This window comes from Tateyamaria omphalii (genome assembly GCF_001969365.1).
GTDB classification, from domain to species: Bacteria; Pseudomonadota; Alphaproteobacteria; order Rhodobacterales; family Rhodobacteraceae; genus Tateyamaria; species Tateyamaria omphalii_A.
The window spans coordinates 595,547-613,739 of the sequence record NZ_CP019312.1 but is presented as its reverse complement, the minus strand read 5'-3'; the positions used below and the strand labels follow the sequence as shown (position 1 = coordinate 613,739).

Genomic DNA, 18,193 nt, shown 5'->3' with positions numbered 1-18,193 from the left:
GAGCACCGCCCGTTCCATCAGGATTTACTTGATCGCGCTGACGCCGCTTGCCACGGTGATCGCGCCCAACCCGATTTCCTTTCGAGTGCAGCCCTTTGATGAGGACACACAACAATGGCACGGCCCAAAACGATCATCACCTGCGCTGTCACCGGTGCGATCCACACGCCCACAATGTCTGACCACCTGCCCGTGACGCACAACGATATCGCCGCGCAGGCCATCGCCGCAGCCGAGGCGGGCGCATCCATCCTGCACCTTCACACCCGCCATCCCGCGGACGGGCGCCCGTCGGTCGAACCTGATGACTACAGCGGCATTCTGAGCCGCGTAAAACAATCGACCGATGCCGTGCTGAACATCACCACCGGCGGCGCGCCCACCATGCGGATCGAGGAACGGATTCAGGCCGCCATCCGCTTCAGCCCCGAAATGTGCTCACTCAACATGGGGTCCATGAACTTCGCCTTTCACCCGCTGGCCGACCGCTACGACACGTGGAAACACGATTGGGAAAAGGACTATATTGCCGGATCCGAAGCGAACATCTTCCGCAACACCTTCGCCGACATCAAACAGGCGGCCACCGAACTCGCTCCCCACGGCATCAAGTTCGAACACGAATGCTACGATGTCGGCCACCTCTACAACCTCAAACACTGCATGGACATCGGCCTGTTCAAGGCACCCGTCTTTCTGCAATTCGTATTCGGTGTGCTGGGCGGGATCGGGGCAGAGGTCGACAACCTGATCATTATGAAACGCACCGCCGACCGACTTTTTGGCGACGGTTACCGCTGGTCCGTTCTGGGCGCAGGGGCAGCACAGATGCCGCTGGCCACGACCGCCAGCCAGATGGGTGGCAACGTGCGGGTCGGACTGGAGGACAGTCTGTTCATCTCACGCGGCAAACTGGCAGAGTCGAATGCCCAGCAAGTCACGAAAATCCGCCGCATCATCGAAGACCTCGGGCACGAGATCGCCACCCCGGACGAAGCACGCGAGATCCTCGACCTCAAGGGCGGCGACAAGGTCGCGTTTTAATCGTCATCCAGCAGGATGCGCTGCGCGTCGCCGTCAGGGTCGGCGTACTGATCGCTTTTAAGCGTCCAGACAAAGGCGACCAGCGCCCCCAGCCCCAGGATCAGCGAACACGGCACAAGTATGACAAGTACATTCATGGTTTCGCCCTCGTACGCAAAGCGTTGACAGTCACGGTGATCGAACTGGTGGACATGGCCAGCGCCGCCATCAGAGGCGAGGCAAAGCCCGACAAGGCCAGCGGGATCGCCACAGCATTGTAGCACGCGGCAAGGCCAAAGTTCTCAAGAATCCGCCGCCGCGCACTACGGGCAATCGCGATGGCGTCAGGAATGCCGGACAAGTGTTGGCCCAGCAGCACCACATCGGCGGCATTCTGGCTGGCTTCCAGCGCGTTGCCCGGCGCCATCGACGCCCAGGCGCGGGTCAAGGCCAGCGTGTCGTTCAAACCATCACCGACCATGACAACCTTACGGCCATCGGCCTGCAACGCCTCGATCAGGTCCTGCTTGGCCTCCGGGTCCACCTCGGCATGGACATGGTCCACACCCAACTCTGCGGCCACGCGCGCGGCATTTTCCGCACGGTCACCGGTCAGCATGTGAACCTCCAGGCCCATAGCCCGCAAGCGCTCCAGCGTCTCATCCGCGTCGTCAAAGACCTGTTCGCGGCGTGCAAGCAGATGGTGCGCCTCAGCGATGCGCAGGACAGTGCCCTGCCCCGCTCCGACCCATGCGGCATTGCCGAAGCGCACCTCCCGTCCACGCCAAACGCCAGACACGCCTTTGCCGCGATGTTCGGTGACCTGTTCCAGGTCCGCGGGCGCCACATCCTTCAGCACCGGCAGCACCGACCGGCTGAGCGGGTGCGCAGACGATTGCGCCAGCGCCTTCAGAACACCGCGCGCCGCATCAGGCATATCGTTGGGCGGAACAAGGGCAGCGGCCGACAGCGTGCCCGTCTTGTCCAGGACAACCGTGTCCACTTCCGCCAACCGCTCCAGCGCCGTCTCGGACTTCACCAGCAATCCCATGCGAAACAGACGGCCCGTGGCCACAGTGGCCACCGCAGGCACGGCAAGGCCAAGCGCACAGGGGCACGTGATAATCAGCGTCGCAATGGCAATCTTCAACGCGTTGTACCAATCGCCCGTGGCCAGCGACCACACGACAAAGGCGGCAAAGGACAACCCATGCACCAGCGGTGCATAGATGGCCCCGGCCCTGTCGGCCAGGCTGGTATACCGGCTCCGCGCGCCCTCTGCCTGCGACGCGATCTGGATCAGACGGCGCAAGGTCGAGCCCTTCGCCGCAACCGTCGTGTGCATGGTCACCGGACCGGTCAGCACAACCTCACCGGCGGTCAGCGCCTGCCCTTGGGCAACAGCAATCTCATCGCTTTCACCGGTCAACGCACTGCGATCCACCTGCGCGCCCGCGCTGTCAAGGATACCATCCACAGGCACCCGTGACCCGGCTGCCAGCCACAGGGTATCGCCTTGTGCCACCTCATCGACGGGGACAGTGACGCGCTTATCGCCTTCGATCCGGGTGACACGCAGCGGCTCAAGGGCCGCCAGATCAGCAGCCGCCGACCGCGCCGCCTGTCGCATGCGTTTCTCCAACACCCGACCGCCAAGCAAGAAAAATGTTAGGCTCAGCGCCGCATCGAAATACGCATGCTCGCCGCTCTGCGTCGTCTCATAAAGCGACAGACCGCAGGCCAGAATAATCGCCAGCGAGATCGGCACATCCATGTTCAGACGCCGCACGCGCAGCACCGACCAGGCCGACCAGAAAAACGGCTGGGCACAATAGACGGCGGCAGGCAGGGAAATCGCCGCAGCAATCCAGTGAAAGAAGTCGCGCGTCGCATCCGTGGCACCGGACCACACCGCCACCGACAGCAGCATCACGTTCATCATGGCGAACCCGGCGATGCCGAGGCGCAGGGTCAAGCCGTCGTCTTGCGCATGGCGACCCGCATCGCGGGCCTCATGCGCCTCGAACCCGATCTCGGCCAGGGCCGTGATCCAGGGGGCAGGGTCCAGTCCCGGCTCGGCTGTGATCGCCACACGCTTGCGGCTCAGGTTGACGCGGGCCGCAGCAAGATCGGTGCGGGCATTGAGCAGCCCCTCCACCGACCGGATGCACGCCGCGCAATGAATGCCCGGCAGGATCAGCTCGTGGGTGGGCAGGCCCGCATCACGCCCCGCACCTTCGGCAATGGGACCGGCGGCAACGCAGCCGGGGCAGGACGCGACGCTCATGGGCGCACCCGCAGCACCACACGCTGGCGAAAGTCCGTGCCATCAGGTGCCACGGCAGCCAAACGCAGGTTCCAGTTGCCGGGTGCAAGCGGCGGGATCGTCGCGACAAAGCGCGTCCCGTCATGGCGGAAGACGGGGATCATATCGTCACCCACATGGGTCGCACGGCCCAGCGTGGCCGCCTTGATGGTCGGCACCACCGGCCCAATCTCGTCGTCAATGTACAGCGTCAGCTGATCGCCACCGGTTTCAAGCCGCACATCCCATCCCAGCGCCACTTGCGCGTCACGCTCTTCGTCAAACAGCTGGCTAACCATGTAGGAATTCCTGGTCTCCAGCCCCGGAAAGGTGCTCACCGCCTGAAACGCCATCGTCAGGTTCACGCCAATTATGATGGCAAAGCCGGTCACGAAAATTGCCAGCACGTGCCAGCCCGTCAGTTCCTTGATCATATCTCAGCCCTTTCCGTTGAAGATGGTGGCGACGCCTGCCCGATCGTCAGTCTCGACGTCCTCGACCCACAGGCGCAGGTCAGTGGTTTCGGCATCGGCGGCCGGGTCCTGTGGGCGTGCCGTCACATACACGCGCGCCTGCATCGTCTCGTTCGCAGGCACGGTGACGTGGTTGGCCACCGCGCCATCGCTTTCCACGTCGATGCGCAGAATATCGTCCGAGGTCAGCATGACCCGGAACTCCCGCGGCTCTGCCGTCAGGTTGCGGATGCGCAGGGTATAGGCGTTGCGCACCGCCCCGTCCGACAGGGTCACGAATTGCGGGTTGCGCACCGGCTCGACCGTCAGGTCGATGTCGGACCGGATGAACAGCGCATAGACCAGCGCCACACCGATCAGCGACCACATCGCGGTATAAAGGATCGTGCGAGGGCGCAGCACATGTTCCAGAATGGGACGCGGCGGCGCACCCTTGGTCTCGGCTTCCTCGTCTGACAGGGCCAGATAGTCGATCAGGCCGCGCGGCTTGCCGATCCGCTCCATCACCTCGTCGCACGCGTCTATGCAGAGCGCGCAGGTGATGCACTCCATCTGCTGCCCGTCCCGGATGTCGATGCCCGCCGGGCACACGTTCACGCAGGCCATGCAATCGATGCAGTCGCCGCGCTGATCCGCATCCTCTGCCTTCATATGTTTGCCGCGCGGCTCGCCCCGCCAGTGACGATAGGCCACGGTCAGCGTGCTTTCATCCATCATCGCCGCCTGGATGCGCGGCCACGGACACATGTAGTTGCAGACCTGCTCGCGCATGAACCCGCCAAAGACAAAGGTTGTCGCGGTGAGGATCAGCATCGTGGAATAGGCAACAAGCGGCGCGTCGAAGGTGACCAGATCACGGGCCAACGTCGGCGCGTCGGCGAAATAGAACACCCAGGCGCCACCGGTGGCGAGCGCAATAAAGAACCACACGATAAATTTGGTCATGCGCAGACGGACCTTGTGGAACGACCAGTCTGCATTCCACAGGCGCACGCGCGCGTTGCGGTCCCCCTCGATCCAGCGTTCAACGAGGATGAACAGGTCGGTCCAGACGGTCTGCGGGCAGGTGTAGCCGCACCAGACCCGGCCCAGCGCCGATGTGAACAGGAACAGGCCCAGCCCCGCCATGATCAGCAGGCCAGCCACGAAATAGAACTCGTGGGGCCAGATCTCGATCCAGAAGAAGTAAAACCGCCGACCCGCCAGATCGACCAGAACCGCCTGATCGGGCAGGTTCGGCCCCCGATCCCAGCGGATCCACGGGGTCAGGTAGTAAATGGCCAGGGTCACGCCCATGATCCACCACTTCAGGGTGCGGTACGTGCCTTTCACGCGCCGGGGAAAGATCGGTTCGCGCGGCGCATAAAGCGGCGGCGGAGAAGCCGGTGACTGTGTCATATTCGGTTGTCCTGTTCGTAAGCGTACCCTGCGCGTGGGCGGGTCTCACAGCCTTGATCTGGATCAAGCATCAAAAGGAAAATCCCGGTCCCTGCATGGTACGAACAGGACAGAGACCGGGACCGCCGCGCGCCTCCTCCAGAGGGACGCCCCAGGCGTCCGACGCGCGGCGTAGTGCGAAACGGCGAGAGCTACTCGCCGCCTCCCAATTGGTGCAGATACAGCGTGACCGCCTTGATCTCATGCTCGTCCAGACGCGGGCCCCATGCGGGCATCACGCCAAAGCGGGAATAGGTGATCGTCTCGGTCAGGGTCTCGCGGTCGCCGCCATAAAGCCAGATGGCATCGTTCAGCGTGGGCGCACCCAGCTCGCGGATGCCTTCGCCGTTCTCGCCATGACAGGCGGTGCACTGTTCCTCGAACCACACCATGCCCTGTTCGGCCATGGCCGCGTCATGCTCCTGACCCGACATGGCCAGCACGTATTCAACGGTCTGCGCGATCTCTTCATCGGACAGGATGTCGCCAAAGACGGGCATCTCGGACCAGCGGGCATCGGGGTCGGTGTCGTTCCGAATGCCATGGCGCACGGTGTACTCGATGTCTTCAAGCGTCCCGCCCCACAGCCATGCATCATCCAGCAGGTTCGGGTATCCCGCCGCCTGCACACCAGCAGCGCCTTGCCCGTGGCATTGCGAACAATTGGCCAGGAACACGGACGCGCCGCCCGCCACACCAAAGCGGTGGGCTGGGTCATCGGGCGCCAGAGTGGACAGGTCGGCAGCCGCCAGTCGCTCTGACACCTCGGCATTGCGCGCATCAACCTCTGCGATGCGTTCGGCCACCTCGGCGCGTGTCGAATACCCCAGAACACCCTGTGTGGCCGAATTGATCAGCGGCCAGGCCGGATAGGCAATGGTATAGGCCAGCCCCCAGACCACAGTGCCGTAAAAGGTCCACAGCCACCACCGCGGCAACGGATTGTTCAGTTCCTTGATCCCGTCCCACTCGTGGCCGGTGGTGTCGGTCCCGGTGACCTCATCAATGTCTTTCTTGTCAGCCATCTTGCTTGGCCTCCGGTTCTTGCGCCGTCACTGGCGCATCAGTGTCGTTTCTGAAGGGAATGTGGGCCGCGTCCTCGTTTGCCTTGCGGGCCGACGGACGGACCGCATAAAGACAGGCCGAGATGTAAAAGAGCATCATCGCGATCAGCGCCCAGCTGCCCGCAAACTCCCGCAGGATGGAATAGGTTGTTTCCATGTCCGCCTCCTATCGGCTTGGGTCTGGGGTGAAGGTCGAGAAATCGACCAGCGTGCCCAGCATCTGAAGGTAAGCGATCAGCGCATCCATCTCGGTCAACTCGGGTTGCCCGTCGAAGTTAGACACGACGGCACCGGGATAGCGTTCAACCAGCCCGTCCCAGTCGCCATCGGGATCCGCCTGCACCGTAAAGTCGGCGGAGGCGGAGGCGATCATCTCATCTGTATACGGCACGCCGACAAAGCGGTGGGTGCGCAACAGATCCTCGATCCGCTCCCCATCAATGACCGCATCGGCAAGGAAGGCATATTTCGGCATGATCGATTCCGGCACCACGGATTGCGGGTCCATCAGGTGATCCACATGCCAGGCATCGGAATACCGACCGCCCACACGGGCCAGATCAGGCCCCGTGCGCTTTGACCCCCACTGGTGCGGGTGGTCGTATTTCGACTCCGCCGCCAGCGAATAGTGGCCGTACCGCTCGACCTCGTCCCGCATCGGGCGGATCATCTGGCTATGGCACACATAGCACCCCTCGCGGATGTAGACATCGCGCCCCGCCAGCTCAAGCGGGCTGTAGGGGCGCACGCCCTCCACCTCTTCAATCGTGTTTTCGAGGTAAAAGAGCGGTGCAATCTCCACGATCCCGCCGATGGACACGGTCAGCAGCGAGAAGACGAACAAAAGCGTCGGGCTGCGTTCCAGGATCGCGTGGCGCGCGATGAAACCGGACTGATGCGGCAACTCGTTGGGGATCTCCTTTGGAAAGTCGCTCAGCGTGCTGACATTTGGATCCTGTTCAGGATCGGTGATTTTTGGATTGTCGGCCATTGTTGTTCAGCCTCCTTATTCTGCGGGGACGCCAACGGGGGCCGAGACGCGCTCGGCTCCGCGGATCGTCATCCACATATTCCAAACCATGATGATCGCACCGGTCAGGTACAGAACCCCGCCCAGTCCACGCACCACATACATCGGGAACTTCGCGCTCACGGTGTCAGCGAACGAGTTCACCAGGAACCCTTGGGCGTCGACTTCGCGCCACATCAGGCCTTCCATGATGCCGGTCACCCACATGGACGCCGCGTAAAGCACGATGCCGATGGTAGCGAGCCAGAAGTGCCAGTCGATGGCCTTCATCGAATACATCTGCTGACGCCCCCACAGGCGCGGCGTCAGGAAGTAAAGCGCGCCAAAGGTGATCATGCCGTTCCAGCCCAGCGCACCGGAATGCACGTGCCCAATGGTCCAGTCGGTGTAGTGGCTGAGGCTATTGACCGCCTTGATCGACATCATCGGCCCCTCGAATGTGGACATGCCGTAGAAGGCGAGGCTGATCACCATCATCCGGATGATCGGATCGGTGCGCAGCTTGTCCCAGGCGCCTTGCAACGTCATCAGACCGTTGATCATGCCACCCCAGCTCGGCATCCACAGGATGATCGAGAACACCATGCCCAGGGTCGAGGCCCAGTCGGGCAGCGCGGTGTAGTGCAGGTGGTGCGGACCGGCCCAGATATACAGGAAGATCAGCGCCCAGAAGTGGATGATCGACAGCTTGTAGCTATAAACCGGACGACCCGCCTGCTTCGGCACAAAGTAATACATCATGCCCAGGAACCCGGCGGTCAGGAAGAAGCCCACCGCGTTGTGGCCGTACCACCACTGCGTCATCGCATCCTGCACGCCCGAGAACACCTGCACGGACTTGGACCCCAGCAGGGACACCGGAATGCTCAGGTTGTTGACGATGTGCAGCATGGCGACGGTGATGATGAACGCCAGCAGGAACCAGTTCGCGACGTAAATGTGCTTTTCCTGCCGCTTGAAAATCGTGCCCATATAGACGACGAGGAAGGCGACCCAGACGATGGTCAGCCAGATATCCACGTACCATTCAGGCTCGGCATATTCCTTGGACTGCGTGGCCCCCAGCAGATAGCCGGTCGCGGCAAGTACGATGAACAGCTGATAGCCCCAGAACACGAACCACGCCGTGTTGCCGCCCCACAGCCGCGCGCCGCATGTGCGCTGCACAATGTAGAAGGACGACATGATCAGAGCGTTGCCGCCAAAGGCGAAAATCACCGCACTTGTGTGCAGCGGGCGCAGGCGTCCAAAGTTTGTGTAAGGCTGTCCCCAGTCGAAGTTCAGCGCGGGAAAGGCCAACTGGAAGGCGATGAACACCCCCGCCAGAAAGCCCACGACGCCCCAGAACCCCGTGGCGATCACGCCCGCGCGGATCACACCGTCCATGTAGCCGCTGGTGTCGATCTGCGGCTTTTCGGTGTCGATCTGGCGGACCTGCCAGATGAACATGCCCAGCGCGATCACAAAGATCAGCGCTGCGTGTACTTTATAGGCCAGATCGTGGCCCCAATCCGCTGCGATGGCAGCGCACAGGGCCACAAGGCCAAGCAAAATGAGTTTAAGATAGTCCCACATTCTCTTTCCTTTGCATCTTCGCACTGATCGCCGTGGCTATCGGGACCTGCGCGCGTCTGCGCACTGTCCCCGCGGGGACAACAGACCTGTTCGTATGTTTTCGGATTAGGGAAGCGCCCTGGGCCGCGCGTTGATCTGGATCAAGATGCACAAATTTACCGGATCACATGCACCGCGCAGGGGGCGTGCCGTGTCACCCAGGCCGCAGTCGACCCCAACAGGATATCGGACAGGGCCGGTTGATGCGATGGCATCACGATCAGGTCAACGCCATGCTGTTGCGCATAGTCGGTGATGCTGCGCCCAGTGGCGCCCTCGATCAGCGCGCTCTGGCCGTTCGGCAACTCTGCGGCCATGACCTGCAGGCGCGTCGCCAGACGCTCGCGATTGCCGATCACCAGATCAGAGGGCACGAATTCCGCCGCATAGACCGGGATCTGTTCCAGCACATGCAAAAGCGTGATCAGCGCGCCGTCGGACGACAGGTGTTTGGCCACCTGCTCGGCCCGCGCATGGTCACGGTCCTCCCCGAACGCGACGGGGATCAGAATGTTATCGTACATGAAAACGCCCTCCTTTGACCTTTCGGTCAGAAGGGATAGGCCGCAACGCGCGCGGGTGCGTTGATGTGGATCAAGAGCGGATCAAATCAGATCAGCGGGCCGCCATCGGAATCGTCGCCGCTTTCCAAAAGCAGCGTCTCAAGATCGGGCACGATCACGCTGCGATTGCCATCCAGCTCGATGACCCCGTCCTTGCGCAGACCGGTGAACTGGCGGCTGACCGTCTCGATGGTCAGGCCCAGGAAATTCGCCATCGCCTCGCGGCTGATCGGCAATTCGATGCGCGACGTGTTGCCCAGCACACGCCCGTCGGGATGCACGGTGCGCTTCGCGATCAGCATCAGGAAACTGGCGATCTTCTCCCGCGCCGTCTTGCGGCCCAAGAGCAGCATCCAGTCGCGCGCCGCGTCCAGCTCGTCCAGCGCCATCTCCAGCATCCGCTCCTGCACATGCGGTATGCGCACCAGCAGCGCTTCGAACGGTTTGCGATAAAAACAACACAGCGTCACGTCGGTCACCGCCGTCACATCATATTGCAGCGTCGCACGGCCCGGGCGGCCGATGAAATCCGACGGCAACAGCAGACCGACCAACTGCGTGCGCCCATCTTCGATGGCACGCTCCAATGTTGCTGTGCCGCTGACCACCGACGCAACAACGTCCAGCGCATCACCGCGCATGGCGATGGTCTGACCGGCGGAATAGGATTTATAGAACTTGATCCCGTTCAACTCGACCAGCTCGTCATCATCGCATCGCGCACACACCGCGCGATGGCGGATCGGGCAGCTTGAGCAGTTGTCGATGGCCGTCAGCGGCTTGTTCATCTCGCCCTCCGTTGATCTGGGTCAATGCGCGCAACCTGCGCCTCACTCAACTTGGTGGCATGAAACACGTTTCCGAACTCCGCCGTCATGGCCTTTTCGATGCAAGGGTGCCGCGCTTCACAAGCTACCCTCCCGCCAATTGGTTCAGCGAGGAGGTCGACGCGGACTGCGTCCGCACCTGGCAATCCAATGCGCCCAAGGATGCAGAGATTTCGCTATATGTCCACATTCCGTTTTGCCGCAGATTGTGCTGGTTCTGCGCCTGCCGCACCCAAGGGACGCGCAGCGAAGCGCCGCTGGCGCCTTATGTCGAGCGTGTGCTGACCGAAGCGCAGCAGATGCGCAACGGCTTTTCGAACGGGGTCCAGACCCGGCGCCTGCATTTGGGCGGAGGAACGCCGACGATCCTGCCCGCGCCCGTGCTGAACGACCTCCTGACCGGACTGAATGACATCTGGGGCCTCGGCGCACTTGACGAGTTTTCGGTCGAGGTGGACCCGACGGATGTCGGCCCCCAACGCCTCGCCATGCTCAAGGACCACGGTCTGTCGCGCGCCAGTCTAGGTATCCAGGACTTCGACCCCCAGGTCCAACAGGCCATTGGGCGCGAACAGTCCCGCGACCTCACGGCCAGCGTCGTGGACCAGCTTCGCGCGCTCGACGTGGACGCGTTGAATTTCGACCTGCTCTACGGTCTGCCCTACCAGACGGAACAGACGCTTGCGACGACGCTGGATGCGGCGCTCGAGATGGAGCCGGGGCGTATCGCGCTCTTCGGCTATGCCCACGTGCCCTGGATGTCGAAACGCCAGTCCCTCATCCCGAGCGAGGCGTTGCCCGCCCCTGAAAAACGCCTCGCCCTTTTTGATCTGGCGCGGCGCACGCTGCTAGGCCGCGGCTATGTGCAGATCGGCATCGACCACTTCGCCCGCCCCGACGACGCGCTGGCCAAGGCGTTCTTCGACAAGCGTCTCACGCGGTCCTTTCAGGGCTACACCGACGACACAGCACCGTATCTCGTGGGGCTCGGGGCATCGGCCATCTCAACCTACCCGCAGGGCTTTGCCCAGAACATCCCCGTGACCGGCAAATACGCAGCCCAGGTCGAAGCGAACGCACCCGCCATGTGGCGCGGCTACGTGCTTACGGAAACGGACCACCTGCGCGCGGACATCGTTGAACAGCTCATGTGCTACCACGCAGCCACCCTGTCGCTGTCGCAACGGGCCGATCAGATGATCCTCTCCTGCATCCTGCACATTGTTGAACGGTTCGGCGATGCCGTGTCCTGGGATGGCAAGACACTGACCATCGCCCGCTGGGCACACCCGCTGGTGCGGATGATCGCCGGTACGCTGGCCACCGACCAAACTGCGCAGACCGACCAGCGCACCTACAGCGCGGCGATCTAGCTGAAATCCAAGGCCTGCGGCGCCCCCGCCTCGTACGAGGCTTGCGCCGCATCCGCCATCACCTGCGCCTTCAGGCCGTCGATCCCGCTTGGGTTCGGCGGCGTACCTGCGGTCAACACCTCGACAAAATGCTGCATCTCGGCGGTGTAGGCGGCCGCATAGCGTTCCAGGAAAAACGGTTCAGTCGGCGCGCGAGTAAAACCGCCGGCATCCGACACTTCGACGGTGGACGTCAGCACATTGTCAGCCCGTAACATCCCGGCTGACCCATGCACCTCGATCCTCTGGTCATAGCCATATGTGGCGCGGCGCGAGTTGGAAATCTGGCACAGCTTGCCCGACCCCGTGCGCAAGGACACCATCGCCGTGTCCACATCCCCCGCCTGCCCGATCGCAGGGTCCACAAGGCACGACCCATGAGCAAAGACCTCCACCGGATCCTCGCCCAGCAGAAACCGCGCCATGTCCAGATCGTGGATCATCATGTCGCGGAACAGCCCGCCAGAGGTCTTGATATACCCGATCGGCGGCGGCGACGGGTCACGGGACAGGATCGTCACCATCTCGACCTTGCCTATGCGGCCCGCGTCAATCTGGCTTTTCAACGCGCGAAAGTTCGGATCGAACCGCCGGTTGAACGCGATGAAAAACGGCACGCCATGCTGCTCGACAACGGCCAGACAATCGCGGATGCGCCCCGCGTTCAGATCAATCGGCTTTTCACAGAAAATCGCCTTGCCCGCGCGCGCCGCGCCATGGATCAGGTCATAATGGGTGGTCGTCGGCGTCCCGATCACCACCGCGTCGATGTCAGAGGAGGCAAGGACATCCTCGACCTCCATCACCTTTGCCCCTGTGCGGACCGCCAGCGCATTCGCCGCCTCTGGCATGGCGTCCGCGACAGCGGCCACCTGCGCGCCTTCCAGCCCCATCAGGCTGCGGGCATGGACCTGCCCGATACGGCCACAGCCCAGAAGTGCGATATTTATCATGTATGTACTCTCATTGTCCGCAGGACGGTCCGCGTCGCCGCAACCAACGGCTCATGCGTGTCCTTCAGAATCTGCACCCGGTCAAAGCGGTCCGGGTCACTGTTCACCGCATCACGCAGCGCATGGCCAAAGGCCTGCCGTAGCTCCGTCCCGATGTTGAACTTGCAGATGTTGGTGCCCGTCGCCAGCCTGCGCCGCTGGTCCGCGGGCACGCCCGACCCGCCATGGATGACCAGCGGCACGTCCGTGACGGCCTGAATAGCCGCGATCCGGTCCTCATCAAGGCCCCCTGACTGGTCCGTCTGCAAATGCACATTCCCGACCGATATCGCCATCGCGTCCACCCCGGTCTCGGCAGCAAACTGCGCCGCTTCTTTAGGATCAGTGCCCGCCGACTCTTCCCCATTGTCATAGCCCACGAACCCGATCTCGCCCTCGCAGGAGATGCCAGCGCCATGCGCCATCTCAACAATGGCCCTTGTCTGCGCAATGTTCTCGGCCAAGGGCAAGCGCGAGCCGTCGAACATGAGCGAAGTGAAACCGCTCTCCAACGCCTCCTTGCACTCTTCAAAGGTGTAGCCGTGATCCAGATGCGCCACGACCGGCACGCTTGCCCCTTCCGCCAGATGGCGGAACATCTTGCCCAAAACCGGCAGCGGCGTGTGCGTCCGACACGACGGCCCTGCCTGCAGGATCACGGGACAGCCCTCGGCCTCAGCCGCCGCCACATAGGCGCGCATGTCTTCCCAGCCCAGCGTGACCAGACCGGCCACGGCGTGGCCTTCGGCCTTGGCCGGGCCCAGCACCTCTGCCAGCGTCGCAAGGGTCATTTGAACTTCGCGATCATGTCCTTGATGCCCGGTATCGTCTCGATCTGATAGGCATGGGTGGGCTGGAAATACTGCACCAGACTGCGCTGGCTCAGCCCACCAAGGATGGTGAAGTAATACATCTCGTATCCCGGCAGCACCGCGCAGGGATGATAGCCGTTGTCGAGGCAGATCGTCGACCCATCCACGATGTGATAGGCATCCCCCGCCTGACCTTCGGCACGCTGCAACATCTGCACGCCCGAGCCATGCTTGGGCCGGAAGCGGAAATTGTAGGTCTCGTCATGCCGCGTCTCGATGACCTCGCCGGCTTCGGACCGGTCGGTGTCATGCTTGTGGCTGGGAAAGCCGGACCAGCCGCCCTGCCCGACGGTGAACAGCTCCGACACCAGCAGGCGGCCCACCTTGTCGTGGTACTTGGTGCCCAGGATGTGCTTGATCTTGCGATGGGTCTTGGTGTCGTCCGACCCGTATTGCACCAGATCCAGCTCGTCATTGCGCACGGCGAAGGCCTCCAGCACCTTGTCATGGCGCGCACCCGCCACGAACACCTCGGCCTCATCCGACACGCACACCATCTCGGCCTTCGCAGCCGTAGGCACATAGACGCCCTCCGGCTCGCCATCCCACACATCCACACCGCGCCCGCCAAGGCCGTCCGCCTTGAACCCCTCGACATCCACATCGACGGTGCCAGTCGCAGGCACGATGCAGGTCTCATACCCCGGCACCGCATATTCAAACGCCTCGCCCTTCTTCAGCTTCACGATGTTGAAGTAATTCAGCGGGACGGTGGCATCCTCCACATCCACGATCGGCTTGTTCTGGTTGTCGTAAGGCGCGATGTGCATCGGCTTGCCTCCTTCTTATGGGGTTGTCGGACCGGGATGGGTGGTCAGGAAATCATCCAGCAGGTCGGGGGTTGGCATCGCAGGCGCGCAGCCCGGTTGCGAGACGGTGATGGACGCGCAGGCCGACCCGCGCAGGATCGCCGTTTTCAGGTCACGCCCGTCGGCCAGCCCGGTCATCAGCCCCGCCATGAACGCGTCCCCGGCCCCGTTGGGTTTCACGGCGGTGACAGGGTAAATGCCGGTCGCAATCTCCTTGCCACCGGCATAGGTCACAGCGCCCTTCTCACCCATCTTGTAGATGACAATTTCGGCGGCGGCCTCGGACAACGCACGGGCCTTGGCCTGCCCCTTGTCCATGTCCCCGGCCATAAATCCGAACTCTTCGTCATTGCCGACGATCATGTCGGATGCCTCCGCCGCGCGGCTCAGCACATCGGCGGCCACCTCTGGCGACGGCCAGGAATAGGGGCGGTAATCGACGTCAAAGATGATGGGCAAACCGGCGGCTTTGGCCAAGTCAAACGCCCGGAACGTGGCACTGCGCGACGGCTCGGCAGCAAAGACCGTACCCGCGGTGATCAGAGCGCCATACTTGGCGTAATCCACCGCCTCCACATCCGCGACGCTCATCTGAAAATCAGCCGCCCCGTTGCGGTAGATGACGTTCCGGTGCCCTTCGAGCACACTTTCGTAGAAGGCCAGCGAGTTGCGGTGTTCGCCGCCAACCTTGTTCACGTGAGTGGTGTCTACGCCGTAGTGCTGAAGGCGGTTGATGCAGTAGCTGCCGACCGAGTCGTCGCTGACAGAGGTGACAAGTGCGGCCCTGCCACCCAGTTTGCAGATGCCTGCCCCGATATTGGCCGCTGATCCGCCAAGGTCCACCGTCAGCCGCTCCGCATCCTCGGCCCGCACGCCCACATCGGTAAAGAAATCAATCCCCGCCCGGCCCACGATGACAAAGTCATTGGCCCTGATCCCGTCCAAAAGCGCGCTCACGTGATGCCCTCGGCATTCACGGCGTCTGCCTGATCCAGGATCTCCGGATACTTGTAGTCAAAGCCCAAAAGCTGGCGCATCTCCGGGCTCGCCGCGTCCAGAAACGCCTGCGGCAGCGCACCGGGCATGTCCTCCAGCGGCTTCACAAATTTCGGGATGTAGTTGATCAGCACCGCGTTGCGGTCGTGATCCGCGCCATTCGGCATCGCACAATGCCACGCCGCACCAAAGAAAATCACCGTATCCCCCGGCGCACCCGTCATCCGGGCACAGTTGGCATAGAAATGATCGTGATCCTCTGCCGTCGGATATCGCATGTCCTTTTGCGAACCCGGCAAGAACGCGGTCGCCCCGCTTTCTTCGGTAAACGGATCCAGTGCTACGGTCACCTGCGCGTTCATCGGAAAAGACGCATTCAAGCCCATGGGATGCGTCTCGGGCGCATGAAAATCCCAGTACGGGAAGTCGATATGCGGCTCCTGTCCCGGCCCGCCGGGCAGCAGACGGTTCGCGGCGATGGAGCCCATGATGAATTCGGACCCGAGCCACCGACGCAGCACCGCCATGATGACGGGATGCGTTGCCATGTCCGAAAACACCGCGCCCTTGGCCAGCAGGTTCCACACCCGGCGCTGCAGGTTCGCCCGACCGTCCTCGACCGCAGCGCCCTGAAAATGCGTGACCTTTTCGCCCTCGCCATCCGAATGCGCCATGATGCGGGCGCGGGCATCAGCGATCTGGGCATCCGAAAACAGGCCGGTGATGCGCACCGCACCGGGGCCGTTCAGCATCTCGTCGCAGATGGCGGCGGGATTGGCTGTGTCGGCGGTAAAGGTCCGCATCAGACGCCCTTCCGCTGTTTCGGGCGGGACGCTTCCCAATCCGCATGGGCCTCGGCCACCTTGGCATTTTCCGTCACATGCGGCGTGCCGACCTCCCACCAGGCATGTCCGCCCTCGGTCCAGCCCTCGAACGCGTCGACCTTCATGCAGATCACGTATGTCTTGTCGCTCGCCTTCGCGCGCGCAAACGCCTCCGCCAATGCGGCAGGGTTCTCCACCGTCTCCGCCGCAGCACCCATGCTGGCCGCATGCGCCTCAAAATCGACGGCGAATGCCTCCGGGATCGTCGGCGCGTCACTCAGCAGGTTGTTGAAGCTTTCGTTGCCGGTGTTGTTCTGCAACTTGTTGATGACGGCAAAACCGCCATTGTCCAACACCAGCACAATCATCTTTTTCCGTGACAGAACAGACGAATAGATATCCGAGTTCATCAACAGATACGATCCATCTCCGCAGAAGGTGATCACATCCTGATCCGGCTCACGCTCGGCCTGCGCGATCCGCGCACCCCAGGCGCCCGCAATCTCATAGCCCATGCAGGAAAAGCCGAACTCCACATCGACCGTCCCGATATCCAGCGTGCGCCAGTTGGCCGTCACCTCGGCAGGCAAACCGCCCGCCGCCGCCACAACCCGGTCGCGGGGATCACAGGTGGCATTCACGACACCGATGGCCTGCGCATAGGAATTGGGCCGGTTCCCATGCGCCACATTCTCCGCCACATAAGCCGTCCACTTGGCCCGCGCGCCCTTGGCAAAATCCGTCCACCCGGACGGTGCCGTATACCCCGTCATGGCGGCATCCAGCGCCTCCAGCCCCAGCTTCGCATCACCCACAACGGGCAACGACCGATGCTTGCCCGCATCATGCCGCCCGGCGTTCAACCCGATGATCTGCGCGTCCTGGGCAAAGGCCGTCCACGACCCGGTCGTGAAATCCTGCAACCGGCACCCGACGGACAGGATCACGTCCGCCTGTTCGGCAATCGCATTTGCACTGTCCGATCCGGTCACGCCCATGGGTCCGCAATTCAGCGGATGGGTGTCGATCATATTAGCCCTGCCCGCGATGGTCTCGACCACCGGGATGCCCGTCGCCTCTGCAAAACCGGTCAACTCCGCGACCGCGCCGGAATATTGCACCCCGCCGCCCGCGATGATCATGGGCCGCTTGGCCCCCTTCAAAGCGGCAGCAGCGTCCGCAACCTCAGCCGCATCCGGGAACTGACGCCGAATGCGGTGCAGCTTTTTCTCAAACATCTCAAGCGGATAGTCGTAGGCCCAGCCCTGCACATCCTGCGGCAAACCCAGAAACGCAGGCCCGCAATCCGCAGGGTCCAGCATCGTCGCAATGGCGTTGGGCAGGGACTGGATGATCTGCGCGGGATGCGTGATCCGGTCCCAATACCGCGTCACCGGTTTGAACGCGTCATTCACGCCGAAAGTCGGATCGCCAAAATGCTCAAGCTGTTGCAGCACAGGGTCCGGCAGGCGAGTGATGAACGTATCGCCGCACAGCATCAGCATCGGCAATCGGTTTGCATGGGCCAGCGCCGAGGCCGTCAGCAGGTTCGCCGTCCCCGGCCCCGCACTCGCCGTGCAGAACATGAACCGCTGGCGCAGCCACGTCTTGGCATAGGCGGCGGCGGCAAACCCCATGCTCTGCTCGTTCTGGCCTCGGTACAGCGGCAGCGCGTCGCGATGATCATACAGCGCCTCGCCCAGACAGGTCACATTGCCATGGCCAAAGATGCCGAAACCACCGCCGCACAGGCGCCATTCCTGTCCGTCAATCTCGATATACTGTGCCGCCAGATAGCGGATGATCGCCTGCGCCGTCGTCAGACGCACGGTGTCGCTGCCCGCCATTCAATCCTCCCGTGGCTTGCGCGATATGCTGGTGTGACGATTCTGTATTGACCCGTCCGCCTGTATGACGATACCGGTATTGCAACCGGTTGCAAATACTTTTTG

18 protein-coding genes are annotated in these 18,193 nt (G+C 62.6%); 2 read left to right on the top strand and 16 right to left on the bottom strand.

Annotation, left to right across the window (positions count from 1 at the left end; all coding sequences use genetic code 11):
* Positions 1 to 114: 114 nt before the first annotated feature.
* The gene (locus BWR18_RS02970; protein ID WP_076626638.1) at positions 115 to 1,044 is read left to right on the top strand and encodes a 3-keto-5-aminohexanoate cleavage protein; all 930 of its coding nucleotides are present in this window, start codon (positions 115 to 117) and stop codon (positions 1,042 to 1,044) included.
* Here the strand turns inward: BWR18_RS02970 and ccoS are convergent.
* From ccoS to fnrL, 10 genes are all read right to left on the bottom strand, one after another.
* On the bottom strand, positions 1,041 to 1,181 hold the full coding sequence (gene ccoS / locus BWR18_RS02965) for a cbb3-type cytochrome oxidase assembly protein CcoS (protein ID WP_076626637.1): 141 nt from the start codon (positions 1,179 to 1,181) through the stop codon (positions 1,041 to 1,043). The two genes, BWR18_RS02970 and ccoS, sit on opposite strands and share 4 nt — an antisense overlap.
* A complete protein-coding gene (locus BWR18_RS02960; RefSeq protein ID WP_076626636.1) occupies positions 1,178 to 3,310 on the bottom strand; it encodes a heavy metal translocating P-type ATPase in 2,133 nt (710 codons plus the stop codon). Before BWR18_RS02960 ends, ccoS begins: the two co-directional genes overlap by 4 nt.
* Complete coding sequence (locus BWR18_RS02955) at positions 3,307 to 3,762, bottom strand: FixH family protein (protein ID WP_076626635.1); 456 nt, start codon at positions 3,760 to 3,762, stop codon at positions 3,307 to 3,309. Before BWR18_RS02955 ends, BWR18_RS02960 begins: the two co-directional genes overlap by 4 nt.
* A 3-nt stretch (positions 3,763 to 3,765) precedes the next feature.
* On the bottom strand, positions 3,766 to 5,199 hold the full coding sequence (gene ccoG / locus BWR18_RS02950) for a cytochrome c oxidase accessory protein CcoG (protein WP_076626634.1): 1,434 nt from the start codon (positions 5,197 to 5,199) through the stop codon (positions 3,766 to 3,768).
* Positions 5,200 to 5,390: 191 nt separating this feature from the next.
* Positions 5,391 to 6,263 carry a cytochrome-c oxidase, cbb3-type subunit III gene (ccoP, locus tag BWR18_RS02945; protein WP_076626633.1) on the bottom strand — a complete coding sequence of 291 codons (873 nt, stop codon included), beginning with the start codon at positions 6,261 to 6,263 and terminating at the stop codon, positions 5,391 to 5,393.
* Positions 6,256 to 6,459, bottom strand: a complete 204-nt coding sequence (locus tag BWR18_RS02940; RefSeq protein WP_076626632.1) for a cbb3-type cytochrome oxidase subunit 3 — start codon at positions 6,457 to 6,459, stop codon at positions 6,256 to 6,258. The genes ccoP and BWR18_RS02940 overlap by 8 nt, the downstream gene beginning before the upstream one ends.
* Positions 6,460 to 6,468: 9 nt before the next feature.
* Positions 6,469 to 7,293 carry a cytochrome-c oxidase, cbb3-type subunit II gene (gene ccoO, locus BWR18_RS02935; protein WP_083957622.1) on the bottom strand — a complete coding sequence of 275 codons (825 nt, stop codon included), beginning with the start codon at positions 7,291 to 7,293 and terminating at the stop codon, positions 6,469 to 6,471.
* Between the two features lie 15 nt (positions 7,294 to 7,308).
* Positions 7,309 to 8,907, bottom strand: a complete 1,599-nt coding sequence (gene ccoN / locus BWR18_RS02930) for a cytochrome-c oxidase, cbb3-type subunit I (RefSeq protein ID WP_076626631.1) — start codon at positions 8,905 to 8,907, stop codon at positions 7,309 to 7,311.
* Between the two features lie 155 nt (positions 8,908 to 9,062).
* Positions 9,063 to 9,470, bottom strand: a complete 408-nt coding sequence (locus tag BWR18_RS02925; RefSeq protein WP_076626630.1) for a universal stress protein — start codon at positions 9,468 to 9,470, stop codon at positions 9,063 to 9,065.
* An 86-nt stretch (positions 9,471 to 9,556) separates the two neighbouring features.
* Complete coding sequence (gene fnrL, locus BWR18_RS02920) at positions 9,557 to 10,297, bottom strand: transcriptional regulator FnrL (protein WP_076626629.1); 741 nt, start codon at positions 10,295 to 10,297, stop codon at positions 9,557 to 9,559.
* A 59-nt stretch (positions 10,298 to 10,356) separates the two neighbouring features.
* Between fnrL and hemN the strand changes: the two genes are divergently transcribed.
* Entirely contained in the window at positions 10,357 to 11,709 is a 1,353-nt protein-coding gene (hemN, locus tag BWR18_RS02915) for an oxygen-independent coproporphyrinogen III oxidase (RefSeq protein ID WP_076630080.1), read from the top strand.
* On the opposite strand, the gene iolG is transcribed toward hemN, so the two are convergent.
* Genes iolG through iolD form a run of 6 tightly spaced genes read right to left on the bottom strand, consistent with a single transcriptional unit; the run spans position 11,706 to position 18,088 of the window.
* Positions 11,706 to 12,701: an inositol 2-dehydrogenase gene (iolG, locus tag BWR18_RS02910; RefSeq protein WP_076626628.1), complete on the bottom strand. Its 996-nt coding sequence runs from the start codon at positions 12,699 to 12,701 to the stop codon at positions 11,706 to 11,708. The two genes, hemN and iolG, sit on opposite strands and share 4 nt — an antisense overlap.
* Positions 12,698 to 13,531: a class II fructose-bisphosphate aldolase gene (locus BWR18_RS02905; RefSeq protein ID WP_076626627.1), complete on the bottom strand. Its 834-nt coding sequence runs from the start codon at positions 13,529 to 13,531 to the stop codon at positions 12,698 to 12,700. The genes iolG and BWR18_RS02905 overlap by 4 nt, the downstream gene beginning before the upstream one ends.
* Positions 13,528 to 14,382, bottom strand: coding sequence for a 5-deoxy-glucuronate isomerase (locus BWR18_RS02900; protein ID WP_076626626.1), 855 nt, complete (start codon positions 14,380 to 14,382; stop codon positions 13,528 to 13,530). The genes BWR18_RS02905 and BWR18_RS02900 overlap by 4 nt, the downstream gene beginning before the upstream one ends.
* Before the next feature lie 15 nt (positions 14,383 to 14,397).
* Positions 14,398 to 15,378, bottom strand: a complete 981-nt coding sequence (gene iolC / locus BWR18_RS02895; protein WP_076626625.1) for a 5-dehydro-2-deoxygluconokinase — start codon at positions 15,376 to 15,378, stop codon at positions 14,398 to 14,400.
* The gene (locus BWR18_RS02890; RefSeq protein ID WP_076630079.1) at positions 15,375 to 16,220 is read right to left on the bottom strand and encodes a phytanoyl-CoA dioxygenase family protein; all 846 of its coding nucleotides are present in this window, start codon (positions 16,218 to 16,220) and stop codon (positions 15,375 to 15,377) included. The genes iolC and BWR18_RS02890 overlap by 4 nt, the downstream gene beginning before the upstream one ends.
* Entirely contained in the window at positions 16,220 to 18,088 is a 1,869-nt protein-coding gene (gene iolD, locus BWR18_RS02885) for a 3D-(3,5/4)-trihydroxycyclohexane-1,2-dione acylhydrolase (decyclizing) (protein WP_076626624.1), read from the bottom strand. Before iolD ends, BWR18_RS02890 begins: the two co-directional genes overlap by 1 nt.
* Between the last annotated feature and the right edge of the window lie 105 nt (positions 18,089 to 18,193).

Bases quoted from the DNA above. Each gene is read 5' to 3' on its own strand.
- ccoO (WP_083957622.1), bottom strand. From the start codon at position 7,293: ATGGCCGACAATCCAAAAATCACCGATCCTGAACAGGATCCAAATGTC.
- ccoP (WP_076626633.1), bottom strand. From the start codon at position 6,263: ATGGCTGACAAGAAAGACATTGATGAGGTCACCGGGACCGACACCACC.
- ccoG (WP_076626634.1), bottom strand. From the start codon at position 5,199: ATGACACAGTCACCGGCTTCTCCGCCGCCGCTTTATGCGCCGCGCGAA.
- fnrL (WP_076626629.1), bottom strand. From the start codon at position 10,297: ATGAACAAGCCGCTGACGGCCATCGACAACTGCTCAAGCTGCCCGATC.
- hemN (WP_076630080.1), top strand. From the start codon at position 10,357: ATGAAACACGTTTCCGAACTCCGCCGTCATGGCCTTTTCGATGCAAGG.
- BWR18_RS02890 (WP_076630079.1), bottom strand. From the start codon at position 16,220: ATGCGGACCTTTACCGCCGACACAGCCAATCCCGCCGCCATCTGCGAC.
- BWR18_RS02960 (WP_076626636.1), bottom strand. From the start codon at position 3,310: ATGAGCGTCGCGTCCTGCCCCGGCTGCGTTGCCGCCGGTCCCATTGCC.
- iolG (WP_076626628.1), bottom strand. From the start codon at position 12,701: ATGATAAATATCGCACTTCTGGGCTGTGGCCGTATCGGGCAGGTCCAT.
- BWR18_RS02905 (WP_076626627.1), bottom strand. From the start codon at position 13,531: ATGACCCTTGCGACGCTGGCAGAGGTGCTGGGCCCGGCCAAGGCCGAA.
- ccoN (WP_076626631.1), bottom strand. From the start codon at position 8,907: ATGTGGGACTATCTTAAACTCATTTTGCTTGGCCTTGTGGCCCTGTGC.
- BWR18_RS02925 (WP_076626630.1), bottom strand. From the start codon at position 9,470: ATGTACGATAACATTCTGATCCCCGTCGCGTTCGGGGAGGACCGTGAC.
- BWR18_RS02955 (WP_076626635.1), bottom strand. From the start codon at position 3,762: ATGATCAAGGAACTGACGGGCTGGCACGTGCTGGCAATTTTCGTGACC.
- BWR18_RS02940 (WP_076626632.1), bottom strand. From the start codon at position 6,459: ATGGAAACAACCTATTCCATCCTGCGGGAGTTTGCGGGCAGCTGGGCG.
- ccoS (WP_076626637.1), bottom strand. From the start codon at position 1,181: ATGAATGTACTTGTCATACTTGTGCCGTGTTCGCTGATCCTGGGGCTG.
- iolD (WP_076626624.1), bottom strand. From the start codon at position 18,088: ATGGCGGGCAGCGACACCGTGCGTCTGACGACGGCGCAGGCGATCATC.
- BWR18_RS02900 (WP_076626626.1), bottom strand. From the start codon at position 14,382: ATGCACATCGCGCCTTACGACAACCAGAACAAGCCGATCGTGGATGTG.
- BWR18_RS02970 (WP_076626638.1), top strand. From the start codon at position 115: ATGGCACGGCCCAAAACGATCATCACCTGCGCTGTCACCGGTGCGATC.